At 62.1% G+C, this 14,610-nt stretch carries 12 protein-coding genes; 3 read left to right on the top strand and 9 right to left on the bottom strand.

Annotation, left to right across the window (positions count from 1 at the left end):
- Positions 1 to 92 precede the first annotated feature (92 nt).
- Positions 93 to 1,568, top strand: coding sequence for a lipopolysaccharide biosynthesis protein (locus VR863_RS06985; protein ID WP_324827750.1), 1,476 nt, complete (start codon positions 93 to 95; stop codon positions 1,566 to 1,568).
- Here VR863_RS06985 and VR863_RS06980 read toward each other — a convergent pair.
- The 9 genes from VR863_RS06980 to VR863_RS06940 all read right to left on the bottom strand — a co-directional run bounded on the left by VR863_RS06980 (position 1,462) and on the right by VR863_RS06940 (position 10,830).
- A complete protein-coding gene (locus tag VR863_RS06980) occupies positions 1,462 to 2,172 on the bottom strand; it encodes a response regulator transcription factor (RefSeq protein WP_324827749.1) in 711 nt (236 codons plus the stop codon). The genes VR863_RS06985 and VR863_RS06980 overlap by 107 nt on opposite strands.
- Positions 2,173 to 2,385: 213 nt before the next feature.
- On the bottom strand, positions 2,386 to 3,477 hold the full coding sequence (locus VR863_RS06975; protein ID WP_324827748.1) for a glycosyltransferase family 4 protein: 1,092 nt from the start codon (positions 3,475 to 3,477) through the stop codon (positions 2,386 to 2,388).
- Positions 3,478 to 3,481: 4 nt separating this feature from the next.
- Positions 3,482 to 4,186, bottom strand: a complete 705-nt coding sequence (locus tag VR863_RS06970) for an HAD family hydrolase (RefSeq protein ID WP_324827747.1) — start codon at positions 4,184 to 4,186, stop codon at positions 3,482 to 3,484.
- Positions 4,187 to 4,198: 12 nt separating this feature from the next.
- Complete coding sequence (locus VR863_RS06965) at positions 4,199 to 5,185, bottom strand: ATP-grasp domain-containing protein (protein WP_324827746.1); 987 nt, start codon at positions 5,183 to 5,185, stop codon at positions 4,199 to 4,201.
- Positions 5,185 to 5,871 (bottom strand): PIG-L deacetylase family protein, encoded by a 687-nt coding sequence (locus VR863_RS06960; RefSeq protein ID WP_324827745.1) that lies wholly within the window; start codon positions 5,869 to 5,871, stop codon positions 5,185 to 5,187. Before VR863_RS06960 ends, VR863_RS06965 begins: the two co-directional genes overlap by 1 nt.
- Entirely contained in the window at positions 5,868 to 6,782 is a 915-nt protein-coding gene (locus tag VR863_RS06955) for a formyltransferase family protein (RefSeq protein WP_324827744.1), read from the bottom strand. The genes VR863_RS06960 and VR863_RS06955 overlap by 4 nt, the downstream gene beginning before the upstream one ends.
- Complete coding sequence (locus VR863_RS06950; protein ID WP_324827743.1) at positions 6,754 to 8,547, bottom strand: sugar transferase; 1,794 nt, start codon at positions 8,545 to 8,547, stop codon at positions 6,754 to 6,756. Before VR863_RS06950 ends, VR863_RS06955 begins: the two co-directional genes overlap by 29 nt.
- A 1-nt stretch (position 8,548) precedes the next feature.
- Positions 8,549 to 9,736 carry a glycosyltransferase gene (locus VR863_RS06945; RefSeq protein WP_324827742.1) on the bottom strand — a complete coding sequence of 396 codons (1,188 nt, stop codon included), beginning with the start codon at positions 9,734 to 9,736 and terminating at the stop codon, positions 8,549 to 8,551.
- Positions 9,736 to 10,830 (bottom strand): glycosyltransferase, encoded by a 1,095-nt coding sequence (locus VR863_RS06940; protein WP_324827741.1) that lies wholly within the window; start codon positions 10,828 to 10,830, stop codon positions 9,736 to 9,738. The genes VR863_RS06945 and VR863_RS06940 overlap by 1 nt, the downstream gene beginning before the upstream one ends.
- Positions 10,831 to 11,291: 461 nt before the next feature.
- On the opposite strand from VR863_RS06940, the gene VR863_RS06935 reads away from it, so the two are divergent.
- Together VR863_RS06935 and VR863_RS06930 are read left to right on the top strand one after the other, a co-directional pair.
- Positions 11,292 to 13,379, top strand: coding sequence for a nucleoside-diphosphate sugar epimerase/dehydratase (locus VR863_RS06935; RefSeq protein ID WP_324827740.1), 2,088 nt, complete (start codon positions 11,292 to 11,294; stop codon positions 13,377 to 13,379).
- On the top strand, positions 13,376 to 14,605 hold the full coding sequence (locus VR863_RS06930) for a DegT/DnrJ/EryC1/StrS family aminotransferase (RefSeq protein ID WP_324827739.1): 1,230 nt from the start codon (positions 13,376 to 13,378) through the stop codon (positions 14,603 to 14,605). Before VR863_RS06935 ends, VR863_RS06930 begins: the two co-directional genes overlap by 4 nt.
- Positions 14,606 to 14,610: the final 5 nt, after the last annotated feature.

Here is a 14,610-nt window from a genome sequence, read left to right as displayed (position 1 = left end):
CCGGTGCGGGCGCTGGCTAATGCGCCACAGCGAAGGCCATGAAGGTACTACCTCCAATGGATTAGAAGCCTTGGGCAGGTTCGCAGTATCTAGTGCCGGGGCAACCTCGTAAACTGGCGAGAGCAGGGGCGATTGGTCCGGCTGCACCGTCAGGATCAGGACCCACCGCAATCGTCTTCGCCCGCGCCACCACCGCAATTCGCAGGAAAGCGGCACTGATCAGCGGGGATCGGTTCCTGCCGACGGTGCTCAAGAACGTCGCGCATCTGCTTTCGGGCAACGCCGTGGCGCTTCTGCTGGGTGTTGTCAGCATGGGCATTCTTGCCCGCGCGCTCGGGCCGGCGGGCCTCGGCCTTATCGTGTTGGTCGAATCCTACGGCAAGATGCTCAACCAGCTGATCAAGCTGGAAACCTGGCAGACATTCATACGCTACGGGGCGATCGCGCTCGAACAAGGGGATCGGTCCCGCTTTCTCAGGTTGATCAAATTCGGTTTTGCGCTCGATATCGGGCTTTCCGCGATGTCCGCAGTGGTCTGCCTGTTGACCGCCAGCATTGCCGCCTCGCTGCTCGGCCTTTCCGGCGAGGGCGTGGCCATGATGCAGTTCTATGCGATTGCGCTTGTCTTCGGCATCGGATCCACCCCGCTGGGTATCCTGCGTATTTTCGACAAGTTTGCGCTGATCGCCTGGCTCGATCCGATTGCCGCGGTCCTGCGTCTTGCGCTGCTGGCGCTGGCCTTTTTCCTCGGGGCGACGGCGTGGACCTATCTGGCAATCATCGTTTTCGTGTTGGTTGCGCAGCGCATACTGCTCAGCGTGGTCGCGTATTTCGTCTTGCGATCAGAAGGCTACACGGGTTTTCTGGGCGAACCGCTCAAGGGTGTTGCTGGAGAGAACCCCGGTATGTTGGGCATGATCGTATCGTCCAACTTCACGATACTGCTGCGCAAGAGCACGCAGGAAGTGGATGTGCTCGCCGTGGGCGCCTTTCTCGGTCCGGCAGCGGCCGGTATCTACCAGATTGCCCGCAAACTCGGCTACGCGCTGCAGAAGGCGGGCGGAACCTTGCAGCAGGTTTCCTTCCCTCACCTGGCGCGGCTTTGGGCGCGGCGCGATATCGAACCCTTCAAGAAACTGGTGCGGCAGATCGAAGCGATGACACTGGCCGGCGCCCTTGCGTGTTCGGTGATGCTGGTGTTCCTGGCCGAACCCGTGGTGCTGTTGATTGCAGGCCGCGATTATCTCGACGCGACGGTACCGCTCATAATCCATTCGCTCGCCACGCTGGCGCTATTGTGCGGGAGCGCCCTGCGCCCAGCCCTGGCGAACATGGGGCTGCAGACCCGCATACTGATGGCAACCGCGCTTTCCGTCAGCGTGTTCTACGCGACGATCGTCGTGGCGGTCCCCAGGTTCGGTATTGCGGGGGCGAGCATCGCCCACCTGGTCGCAAACGCGATCATGCTACCCGCAATTGTACTGCTTTATTCACGGGCTCTGCGGCGTGAGGCACAAGATCAGCAGCGGTCGGACCAGCCGGTTCCTCCTGCCCGACCCGCCGAGTGATGGCCCAGACAGCGGCCTGGGTGCGGTTCGATACGCCCAGCTTGCGCAGCACGGCCTTCACATGAACTTTCACGGTGGATTCGGTAATGTCGAGCTTGCGCGCGATGACCTTGTTGCAGTCACCTTCCATCAGGCAGCGCAAGATCTCGATTTCGCGAGTGGACAGGTTGGTGTCGCTGTCAATGTTCCAATCGCTGTCGGGAAGCTGCCAATTGGGCGAGGTGAGCATCTGCGCCATTTCGGAAGGGAACACCTTCTCTCCGGCTGACACCATCTGGAGCACGCCCATGAGGGGCTGAACGCCGATGTCGTTCACGACATAACCGTCAACGCCCTGAACGAACGCTGCCGACAGGTTTTCCAGATTGAACTGTTCGACCAGCGCGACGATCTTGGCGTCGGGCTGACGTTCGTGAACGTCGATAATCGTGCTGATCATCTCGCTACCGCCCGCGGTGGAGCACAAGATGACATGCGGCTTTTCGTTCGGGATTTTTTCGGATGCGCACGGGAGGTCACGTGGGGACCGGACCGCGCAGCAAATGTTCAAGCCCTTGTCCGTCAGGATGCGACGCATACCTTCACGAACCAGCTCGTTCTCCATGATGACAGAGACACGACAATCGAGTTGCATTTAGAGTCACTCCGATCTGTTGGGGTAACCATGCTCGTCCACTACTCCCGGGAAAACCGATCGTAACTTTGATACAGACTACCTCGCAATAGTTTGGCGCGACCCCTTCTCTCCTGCGTCCTCGGAAATTTTTTGTTCGTATCAGATATTAAACTTCTGATTTGTTGCGCAATCATAGGCATATCAGCCTTTGGTGTAAAGGCGGGACATTACGCATTCCCATTTTGAGACAATTTGCGAAGGGGCATAGTGCGCCGCTTTCTCCCTTGCGGACGCGGCAAACCGGGTCGAGATTTCGCGGTTCGCCATCAGTTTCCCGATGGCCTGTCCCAGCAAGTCGACATCGCCTTCAGGCACCAGCAATCCGTCGCGGTGGTCGGTTACGATGTCCGCTGGCCCGTATGGGCAGTCGAAGGCGATGACGGGCAATCCGCCCTGCATCGCTTCGAGCAGGGCGTTTGGGAAGCCTTCATAGCGCGAGCTTAATACATAGATGCCGGTGTCTTCGATCCAGCCTGCGGGCCGGTCGCTCACGCCTGGAAAGGTTATCCGGTCAGCCAGCCCCGTTCGGGAAGCCTGGCGTTCCAATTGCTGCCGCAGCGGTCCTTCGCCCCAGATGATCAACCGCCACGAAGGGTGATCGTCCGCCACCCGGGCAAAAGCGTCGATCAGGCGGTCGAAGCCCTTTTGATGGGTGAGCCGGCCAACACCAACCACCACCTTGCTGTCCGGTCTGGCGCGTAATTCCTGCGGGACTTCAACCGGATTGGGAATCACCACTGCCTTTCTGGCGATGGCTGGGGGGTAGATGCTTTTTATCGCTTCGGTCTGGAGGACGACCGTCGCAGCGCAAGGGGCGAGCTTTTTCCACGCCCACGACCAGGCGGGATGCGCTCCCTGTTCGGCGGGATTGTTACGCTCGGAAATGACGACCTTGAGATCGAGCCCGCGCGACGCCAGCAATGTGAGGACGTTGACCTTGGTCAGGAAAGACAGGACGACATCGGGCCGGTCCTGTTTCAGGAAACTTCTCAGGCGAACAGTCCGCCGGATCGACGCGCCGATACCCCGCATCAAGCGGCCACCACCCTTCGCAACGCCAAGTCGGATCAGCCGGACTTCCGCAGGCAGCGGATGATACACGCGATCTTCCGGCGCATCGAAGGCGACGACAGTAATGTCGTGCCCGCGCTCGATCAGTTCTGCCGCCAGCACGGAGACGACACGTTCGGCACCGCCTGCGCCCATACCGGCGAGGATGAAGGCGATGCGCATTCCTTCAGGTCAATCCGACCAGGGGCAGCGATCGCGCAACCGCCTCGTCGAGTTCGTCGAGCGTTCGAATCCGGGCATGGGCCGCATGGGCGGGGGACGGCGGTTCCGGTGAATGGATGCCGCCTTCGCGTTCGGCCTGGATCGTTACCCATCCCATTGCCTTTGGGGTGATGAAATCCTTCGCCGGGTTATCCGCGATGTAGACGAACTGGCTGCGCGCGTCCGCATGACGTTCGGCGACCGTTCGATAGGGACGGGCATGGGGTTTCCAGAATTCCCGGCCCCACACGTCGGTTATCACGATCGGATCGAACCCTCTGCCCGCCAGATCGAGCGCCTCGACCTTGTTGCGCTGCGCTGCTTCGTATCCGTCGGTTATCAGGCCCAGGCGGGTTGCCGCGTTACAACGCCCCAGGAACCGTTCAACGTCGGGCAACAGGGAAAGGGCGGGGCGGTGGTTGCGAAAGACTTCGACCATTTTCCCGACACGTTCAAGGTCTGGCGCAAGGCCCACCTGGGTGAGCACCGCGTCGAAAATGCGCGTGCGCTGGCCGGATGCAAACAATCGGCCCGCCCTTTCGCTGAAATCCGCGATCCGCAGTTCCGCCCGTGCCCAATCGCCGACAGCAGCAAATCCGCTCAGCGCGTAATCCCGCTCCAAATAGAGGGTGTCGTCGAGGTCGAACACGAACACGCAAGGGGGCAACACGGCTCTCGATCCTCAGCTGGGGAGGAAGACGGCAGCATCATAACGCATCATCCGCACGCCTTCCTGCCAATCGTCGTTGGCTTCGCAGGGCCAACCCAGCGCCTCCTGCATCAGCCAGCGCGCAAATTCCCCGCCCGCAGCATGGGCCAGCGGATAACCGCCGCCGAACCGGGCGTTGATTTCAAAGACATAAGGGCCGCGGTCCGTGACGATGGCCTGAAAACATATGACGCCGCGAACGCCGGTAAAGGCTTCCGCCAGCTTCCAGCCGATCCGGCAGATATCCGCACGCCTTTCGGTTACACCCTTTTCGACCTCTCCGGCGCGAATGCCCACGCGGCGGTGAGGGATGACGGTGGCAGCTCGGCCCTGCCGATCAAAGAACATGTTGATCGTGTATTCGGGACCGACCAGCAATTCCTGAAGGATCAGCGGTTCGGGCGGATCGACAGGGAGATCCTGCGGCCGTTCGATGATGGAGATCAGCCGCCCGGCGCTGCCGTGGTTGGGTTTTGCCATCATCGGCCATTCGAAGCCATCGGGGGCGCCGGCGACTTCTTCGAGGGTGTAGGTGGCAGGGGTCGGGATGCCGTGTTCGGCCAGCGCCCGCGCCGTCACTTCCTTGTCGCGGGCCATCTGGACGAAGCCGGGTTCGCTAACGCTGACCCGGGTTCCCTGTTCGGCAAATTGGCTGTGCGCTTGGCTAAGCGCGATCAGTTCGGTGTCGATTGCGGGGACGAGCAAATCGACCCCTTCGCGCGCGCAAATTTCGAGAAGGCTATCGACATAAGTGGGGTCGTCGGCACGGGGCACGGCAAAGGCGCGGTCGGCCAGATGGCAGGCGGCGCTCCACTCCGGATCAAGATCGCAGGCAAGCAGGCGGAGATCGACGCCGATATCTTCGGCTGACCGGCGGAAGCATTGGAGCAGTTCGCCCCTTCTGCCTGCCGAACTGATCAGAACCGTCAGCGACCGGTCGGAACTCGCGGCTGATTTCATCAACCCGCGATGTCCCTGACAAGGACGAAAGCCTCTGCGGCGGGCACATGCACGCACGCGCCCCTGACCGATGCCAGGGCCCGAAGGGCCTGCGTCGACCGCTCGTTGGGGAAGGGGCGGCACTGCGATGCGAACGCTTCGAACGCTTCGATCTTGCTGTCGATATGGTCTTCGATGTTCACAAAAACATTGGGTACGAACGGTTCCGACAGATACGGCGCCGACCAATTGGTTTCGGACAGGGTTTCGTAGGCCAGTATGCGGTCGGGACGGAACCCGCCCGCCGGTCTTGAGGCGACCATGGCCGCGCCGAACACCAGCTTGTGGTCGACATGGATATCGCCGACAAACGGCACGAAAATGGTGTCGGGTTGCACATCCAGCATCAGTTCGCGCACTGCCTGGTTTAGTTCAGCCTGCGGAACCTGATCGAGCTGCGCGGCGGGAAAATCGAGGAAGTGGGTGTTACGGACACCAAGGCGGGTGTGCGCTGCCTTTGCTTCCCCGTGCACCTGATCGACATGCTCCTGCGTATAGGCGGGCGGCATCCCGCGCGTCACGATGGCGACATCGACGGTTGCACCCGAAGCGACCAGCCGACTGATCGTTCCGCCGCAGCCCAGAACTTCGTCATCGGGATGCGGGGCAATAACGAGGGCGGTCCGGGTGGACTGGATAACGCTCATGTGGACCTTCCCAGGACGGCATGTTGCAGGGGCAGCGGCTGGTCTTCGGAGATCGTGAAATCGGTCACGGTCAGAACCCGCCCATCGCCGCACATCACGGCAAATTCGTCGCTTGCGCGCGCCACGATCTGTCCGGGCATGGCGTGCAAATTCGGGATCGCGGAGATATTCGAACCGAAGATCGTGATCGTACGGTCCTTGAAGGTCGTGAAGGCGCCGGGATATGGCCGCCCCACCGCGCGGACCAGCCGGTCGATCCGGTCCGCCGACCAATTCCAATCGATCAACCCGTCTGCCGGAGTGCGCTTGGCGGCGTAGGTCGCGAAGGTATCGTCCTGTTTCGTGCGCGGTTCTTCGCCGGCTGCAAGGCTGGACAAGGCCATGTCGAGAATGCCCTCGAGGGCATCCATGTGCTTTGCGTAGAGGCTGGCCGCCGTTTCCCGCGGGGCAACGTGGAAGAACTGCTGCGCCAGTATGTCTCCGGAATCGACCCCGTCATCGATCCAGAACAGGGTCGATCCGCTGATCTTCTCGTCCAGCAGTATGGTCCAGGGGAGCGCCGCGCGCCCGCGCAGGCGCGGGAGCGGGGCAGGGTGATACCCGATCACCCTGTCTCTCGCCGCAGCGCGAAAGTTGGGTCGGCAGATTTGCGACCACCCGATAACGAAGGTGAAATCCGGCGCGCATTCGGCAAGTGCGGTGCAGGCATCGTCCGAATTGCTGTCCTGCGCATGGATCAGGCGGGCGCCGGTTTCGCGCGCGACATCGGAAAGGTCGACATAGTCGGAATGCCGCCCCGCCTTTTCGGGCGGAAGCGTCATGATCCCTGCGAGCGTCCAGTCGGTGGCCGAAGCGATCTTGCGCGCAGCAACGCGCGTACCTTCAACTGCTCCGACGATTAAACCCCGCATTGGCCCTCCCGATTGCAATCTCGTCCACTTCGTCGTCCCGAAGGATGACCAGCAGTGTCTTCAGCAGGATAGTCAGGTCCACCCGCCAGTTCCTATTGTCGACGTACCACGTGTCGAGCGCAAGTTTGTCCTTTTGTGTCAGCAGCGGACCGCCGCGAATCTGGGCCCAGCCGGTCAGGCCGGGCCGGATCGAAGAACGCTTGCGCCCCTCGGCCCCGAAATCGGCAATGGTTTCGGGCAACAGCGGGCGCGGCCCGAACAGGCTCATTTCGCCGCGCAGCACATTCCAGAACTCGGGCAGTTCGTCGATCCGGAAGCGGCGCAGGAAATTGCCGAACGATGTCGTCCTGTCGGTGTCAGGCAGGAGAGCGCCATTGCTGTCGCATTCGCCGGTCATGGTACGGAATTTCACCAGTACGAAGGGGTGTGTCCCCAACCCCGCACGTTCTTGCCGGAATAACACGGGCCCACCCATCCTGATCCGCACCAGCAGACCGATGATCGCCAGGAACGGGGCGAGCAGGACCAGCGCCATGGCGGCAACCACCATGTCGATGGCGCGGCGCGCGAACGAAGGCTTGTGTTGCGCGGCGTTGCTATCGAGCGATGCCGGTAATGCGGATGCGGCCTTGTCGCCGGCAGGCTGGTCATCGAGCTGCATCAGCGAAAGCAGGAGGGCGTTGACCTTTTCGACATCGAACCGTTCTTCCGCGATCGACCGCGAACGCTCGCCGAAGACCTGTGCGCGATCGCCCACCTCGGCCATCTTGCGCATCGCGTCCGCCAGATCGTCAGCATCGCGCGGCTTGACCAGATACCCGTTCCGACCTTCGATCACGGTTTCCCGGCAGCCTGGGGTATCGGTGGTGATGATCGCACGTCCGGTTGCCATCGCCTCGAGGATCGTGCGGGGCAGGCCTTCGCGGTAGTAGGTCGGCAGCACAAAGGTCGTGCACCCGGCAAGGTGGGGGCGCACGTCCGTGGTGGAACCCAGATACTCGATCCCGTATTCTTCCTGCCAGCGATCGAGCTCCTCGGCGGTGACGCTGCTGGGATTGGCATCGAACGGGCCCAACAGCTGGAACCGGGCGTTGGGGAAATCCTTCTTCACCATCGCGGCCGCCCGCGCATATTCCTGCGGCCCCTTGTCCCGCAGGAGGCGCGCAATCATCAGGAATATCGGCGGACCTTGAGGGACAGGTTCCTGTGCGAAGCGCGTGGTATCGATGCCTGAACCCGGCACCTGTACGGCGACCTGTCCATCCGCAAGGATGCCGTGCTTGCGCATTTCGTCATGGTCATCGCGGTTGAACACGAAGACGCCGTCCGCCTTTGCCACCGCCATGCGATACAGGATGCTGACCACCCGGCGGAGCACCGCGATGCGCGGCCCTTCGCCCGAAAAGGCATGGCCCAGCCCGCTGCACATCGCGTAATACCGCATTCCCCCGACAATTCGGGTGGCAATCCCGCCATAGACGATCGGCTTTTGGGTATAGGCCATTACCACGTCCGGCCGTTCATGGCGGAGCAGGGCAATCATTGCGCGCAGCGTTTTCAGATCGTCGAGAGGGTTCAGCCCCGCGCGCGCCATGTGCACAGTCCGAAAGTCGATCCCCATCGCCTTCAGCCCGGCGCGAACCTCGTCGTTTTCATCGGGTGCGCAGGCGATAACCTCGTGGCCGTGATCGACCATGGATTGCAGAAGCCGCCCGCGAAAGTTGATGAGAGAATAGGCAAGGCTCGAGAACACGACGATTTTCATGTCATCGTATCCTAACGGGCTCTTCCTGCACGTCGAGGGTGCGCCGGGGCGTTCCATCGTCGCCCGACACCGCTTCGTAGAGGCGTTCGTACCGGTCGGCGATCTCTGCCAGACCGTACAGTCCGCGTGTGCGATTGCGTCCGGCCCGGCCCATTGCGGCACGCCCTTCGGGGCCAAGGTCGGTCAGTTCAACCAGGGCCTGGGCAAAGGAATCCGCATCGCCGGGCGCCACGACTATGCCGTTCTCGGCCACGATCAACGCGCTGTCGCCAACGTCGGTAGTCACGACAGGCACTTCGCAAGCCAGCGCCTCGCCGATGACGTTCGGGAAACCTTCGCCCCAGCCGGAAGGCACCGCCAGTATGTCGAAACCGGGCAGGATATCCGCGATATCGGACCGCGCGCCCAGCAACGTCACGCGATCGGCGGGCAGATGGTCCGCAATGGCGGCTGCCAATTCGGCGGGCGGGCTGGAAATGCCCTCTCCGATCATCACCAGGTGCAGGTCCCGTCCTGCCGCGCGGGCGTGGCCCACCGCCTTCACCAGCATTGCGTGGGCTTTCATCGGATGCAGGCGCGCGACGATACCAACCACCGTGGCACCGGGATCGATGGCGAATTCGCCGCCCATGCGCTTGCGTGCCTGGATGTTCGGCCGGAAGATGTCGAAATCGAAGCCGTTTGGAATGACCACTCGTCGGTGCGGAGAATAGCCGTATTTCTCGTGCTGATCTGCCGCGCGCGCGGAGTTGTAGATGATCGAGGACGGCGCCCGCGAAATCGCGGCGCTAATTTTCAGGATTGCGCGAGTGCGGCGCGTTTCCAGCGACGGATCGGCAAGCGAATGGCGCACATTCCAGATCAACGGCAACCGCCGCGCAACGGTGGAATGCGCGAACGTCGCGGCAAGATTGCCGTGATACATCCACCCGTGAAGCACGTCGGGCGATACGATATTCACGATCCGGGCAAGGCGGATCGTGGAGATCGGTCCCGCCAAACCCGACTTCATGCCAAGCGTATAGATCGGCACGCCGATCGCACGGATCCGTTCGGCAAGCGGCCCGGGATCAAGCAGCGAAAGGACCGCTGCGCTACGGTCGGATGCGTTGCCGTTTTCCAGCAGCTTGCACAGCATGTTTTCGGCACCGCCGACATTGAGGCCGGTGATGATGTGGAGCACCTTCATCAGACCGATGCTCCGCTTGAAAGGCTGTCGTAAACCGCCTCGACGGCACGGGTGTGTGCTTCGATGCCGAACTTGTCGAGGGCATCGAGCCTGGCGTGCGTGGCAATCGATTCCGCCAGATCGGGCCGTGAAAGAAGGCGAACCAGCGCATCGGCAAGCGCATCGGGATCGTCGGCTGGTGCGAGCAGGCCCGTAACCCCGTCTTCGATTGCTTCCAGATTGCCGCCGGACGCTGCTGCGATGACGGGCGTTTCCAGCAGCATGGCTTCGATCAGAGTTCGCCCGAAGGGTTCCTGGACCGCGGTGACCAGCGTTGCGTCGCACGCCGCAATCCACGGCGCGATTGGCTTGCGAAAGCCCATCAGGCGAACGTTCTTGCCAAGGCCATGCCGCTCGATCGCGCTTTGCATCCGCGCGAGCATGCCTTCATCATGTTCCTCGCCGAACATCAGCCCGTGGATTTCGCGTTCGGGCATGCGGCGCCTCGCGGCGGCCAAGGCATCGATGAAGCCAACCGGTCGCTTGCGATCGCTGTAATGGCCGAAATACCCGATCAGCACCGCATCTTCCGGTACGCCGAGCGAAGCGATTGCCGCCTTGCGGGATGCCGCGCGGTCCGTGTCGCACAACGACAGGTCGAACGGGCTGTGGATCACGGTGCAGCGCTCGGCGGCGGAATAGAACGACGGGCGCGGCGCGGCATAGGACGAAACCGAGACAACCCGCTCGGCCACCGCCGGAGCCAGCAAGGTAAGCCCGCGCGCCGCCGGATTGCCGCGATGGTGCCATACCTGCTTCACGCCGGCCATCTTGGCGGCGATGCCCCACACGGCGTGCATCTTGCCTTCGTTGGTGTGCACCACGTCGTAGCGCCCGTCGGCCAGATGGCGCGCCGCGCGAGACACGGCCTTCCACGCTGAAACCGGATTGGCGAGATTGCGCGAACCGATATCGATGCGCTTCACGGGCACGGATACCGACTGGAAGAATTCCGTCAGCATGCCCGGTTCGCCAAGCAGCACGATGGTGGGATCGAAGCGGGATTTGTCCATCGCCGCGATCAGTCCGGCGGCGGAAATGTGACTGCCGCCCACCTCCCGCGAACGATCCTCGAACGGAAAGCAGATTCGCACAGGCCGAGCGGTGCTGGCGGACAGCGAATGTGCGCCTGTGCCGATTGCCTGCCCGGATGGGCGGCATTCGATCGCATTTTTCAGGGGAGGTGATCCGGAAAGCGCATTCATAGCATAAGCATAGACCGAGATGCTCGGACAATCAGTGGCAACAACGGATCATTGGCTGCGTGGTTCGGATTACCCCGCCGTGCCCTAAAAGCGCCCAACACCTGTCTGCGCGGAGTTCCGGTTACTCCTAAAGGGCTACCGCCCCGCCAAACGGAGCGCGTGTCACACCCTTAATTCCAGTTAGTTTCGTAAGTTTACCGTTTATCAAGGAACTCAACAGCCCACGCGACACGATGGGGCAAGGAAGACCCGGACGGGATCGGCCTTACGAACCAACATTCGGAGCGCGCATCTTCAACCCCGGGGGTTCCATGCACGCCGCAGGCCGATATCTCAGTTTTCGTCTCACGCTACGTAACCTGGTCGTCGTCGGCCTGGATGCGCTGGTGGCTGTCGCCGCTCTGTACGGTGCGTTGTGGCTTCGTACAGGCGGGATTGAGCCGCCGCCCGTGATGCTCGAAGCCGTGCACTCGGTTTCGCCCTTTATCGCGATACTGGCCGTTGTCGCCCACGTCCTGCTGGGTCTCCAAGGGGTTTCCTGGCGCTATTCCTCCACGCGCGACATTACGCGGATCGTCTTGTACGGTTCAATTCTTACGCTCGGCATGATCCTGCTTCTGAGCACCCAGACGCTTGGTGCATGGCGTCCGCGCAGCCTGCCGGTACTGTACGGGATGCTTGTGGTGGGTGGCTGCATGGGGCCACGCCTTCTGCGTCGCCTCGTCTCCGAATACATGCGCGGCTCGATCATGCCGCCGGAACCCCTTTCGGGCCGGGACGGAGAGGACGAATATACCCTTTTCGCCGGTAGCGGCGATCGCATCGAGCTGGTCCTTCGCGGGCTCGAATGCCACCATGTCGAAGCGGGGCGTCCGCTTGGCATCATGCTCGAGGAAGGCAGCAAGCGCTGGTCGCGGATGCGCGGATTGCCGGTGCTCGGTATGCCCATGGATCTCGAGACCATCGTTGCCCAGCAAAGCGCCAGGGGCAAACGCCCGACGCGGCTGGTGATCGCGGAACCACAGGATCGCCTGCGTGTGTCGCCCTACTTGCAAATGGTGGCGAAGGCCGAAAGTCTCGGCCTCAGTGTCGCCTGCCTGCCGTCTCTGGAATCCTATGTCGGGGCCAACCGGTCAGCTCCGGTCGATGTCCAGAAGGACAATCAGGCGCTGCAGCCCGTCAATCTCGCCGATCTGCTCGGCCGTCCGCAGAACGTCCTCGACTACGAAGTCGTGAGCCAATCCATCGAAGGTCGCAGCGTCCTGGTCACAGGCGCCGGTGGCACCATCGGCCGCGAACTGGCGCGCCAGATCGCCTCGTTCAAACCTTCGCACCTGATCCTGCTAGAGTCCTCGGAGTTCGCACTCTACGAAGTCGATAACGAAATGAAAAACGACTTCCCCGGCGTCGAAAGGAGCGCCGTTCTGTGTTGTATTCGGCAACGCAGGCAATTGATGGACGTATTCGCCCAGTTCGAACCGGAAATGGTTTTCCACGCGGCGGCCCTGAAGCACGTGCCCATCGTCGAGAAGCACCCCTCGGCCGGCGTGCAGACCAACGTTCTGGGCACACGCAACGTGGTGGATGCTGCATTCCGCTATGGCACCAGGACAATGGTGCAGGTGTCGACCGACAAGGCGGTCAATCCGATCGGGATGATGGGGGCAACCAAGCGGCTTGGCGAATTGTATTGCCAGGCGCGCGACATCGCCAGCGCCGACGGAGAGGACGCGCCGCGCTTCCTCACCGTGCGTTTCGGCAACGTTCTGGGTTCGAGCGGTTCGTTGATCCCGCTGTTCGAAAAGCAGTTGCTGGCCGGTGGTCCGTTGACCGTCACACATCCCGATATCGAACGGTTCTTCATGACCGTTCAGGAAGCCGTGCAGCTTGTGTTGCAGGCATCGGCCCGGTCCGACGAGGTCGAGCGCGGCAGGATCTTCGTTCTCGACATGGGCGAGCCGGTGAAAATCCTCGACGTAGCCAAGCGGATGATCCGCCTTTCGGGCAAGGTTCCGGAAAAGGACATCCAGATCAAGTTCGTGGGGCTGCGTCCCGGCGAAAAGCTCTTCGAGGAACTGTTCAGCGACCACGAGCACCAGCTCCCGTCGGTTCTCGACGGAATCTTCGAGGCGGAGCCGGATGCGATATCGCTGAAGGTGCTGAACGAGATTTTCAACCGTCTAGATGTCTATGCAAGTCATGCCGACGACTGGGCCGTGCGTAACCTGGTGTTCCGCCTGCTCGAAGAAGGGGAGGATGCAATGCAGGTTCATCCCGAAACACAGGCCATCCCGGTGGCACCGGCCTTCCTGGCAGACACGCTGGCCGCGGATGGCAACGGGATAGCGCGCGTCCAACCGCGGGGCACCGCCCCGCATAATGCGAGCCCTGTCGCTTGAACTCGCACACCACGATAGAAACCTCCGGGCCTGATCTGGGCAGTCCAGCCGAAGTGCCCAACCGGTCCACCTGGCCCACATTTGGCGAGGATGAGGTCCAGGCTGCGTGCGATGTTCTGCGTTCGGGCAAGGTCAACGCCCTGCATCATGGCGCGCAGAACGAAGCCTTCGAAAAGGCGATGGCAGACCTTTGCGGTGTTCCCCATGCGATTGCGGTGGCCAACGGCACGCTTGCCCTCGAACTCGCCTTGCATGCCCTCGGCATCGGAGCAGGCGACGAAGTAATCGTCCCAGCCCGCAGCTTCATGGCCACGGCGAGCTGCGTGATTGCGTGCGGTGCCAGACCCGTGTTCGCCGATGTCGACCGCGTGAGCCAGAATATAACCGCGTCGACCATCGAAGCCGCGCTGACCGCGAACACCAAGGCCATCATAGTCGTCCACCTTGCCGGATGGCCGTGCGAGATGGCCGACATCATGGAGCTGGCCGAACGGCGCGATTTGCGCGTGATCGAGGACTGCGCCCAGGCGCATGGTGCCCTTATCGACGGGCAGCCGGTCGGGTCCTTTGGGGATGCGGCCGCCTTCTCCTTCTGCACCGACAAGATCATTTCTACCGCGGGCGAGGGCGGAATGATGGTCACGCGCCACCGTGACTGCTGGAAGAAGGCGTGGGCCTACAAGGACCATGGCAAGGATCCCGACAATTACGCCGGGATCGTTCCGGGTCCGGATTTTCTCTACCTGCACGATTCACTGGGCAGCAATTTCCGCCTTACCGAAATGCAGGCGGCCATTGGGCTGCTGCAGATCGGCAAGCTGGATGACCGCTTGGCTGCAAGGCGATCCAATGCAGCCGCGATCGAAGCGGAACTGGCCGGCGTACCTGCGATCCGTTTGATGCAACCGCGCGATGGCGTGGAGCACGCACGTTACAAGTATTACGTCGCCATTCGGCCCGAGATGCTGCGCGATGGCTGGGAACGGCGGCACATCATCGAAAATGCGGCGGCGGCGGGGCTCCCCTGTTCGACCGGTTCCTGCCCGGAAATCTACCTTGAACCTGCGTTCGAAGGGTATGAGCTGGCACCGGATCAGCGGCTTCCGGTCGCCCGTGAACTTGGCGAAACCACGATCATGCTGCAGGTGGATCACACGCTGACCACTGACGATTGCCGGGCTGCGGGCCGTATTCTCAAGTATATCGTCGAGCTCGCAATGCGGTGACAGTG

The organism is Qipengyuania zhejiangensis (assembly GCF_035607565.1).
GTDB classification, from domain to species: Bacteria; Pseudomonadota; Alphaproteobacteria; order Sphingomonadales; family Sphingomonadaceae; genus Qipengyuania; species Qipengyuania zhejiangensis.
The sequence above is the reverse complement of the archived record's forward strand: the minus strand, read 5'-3'. Positions and strand labels throughout refer to the sequence as shown.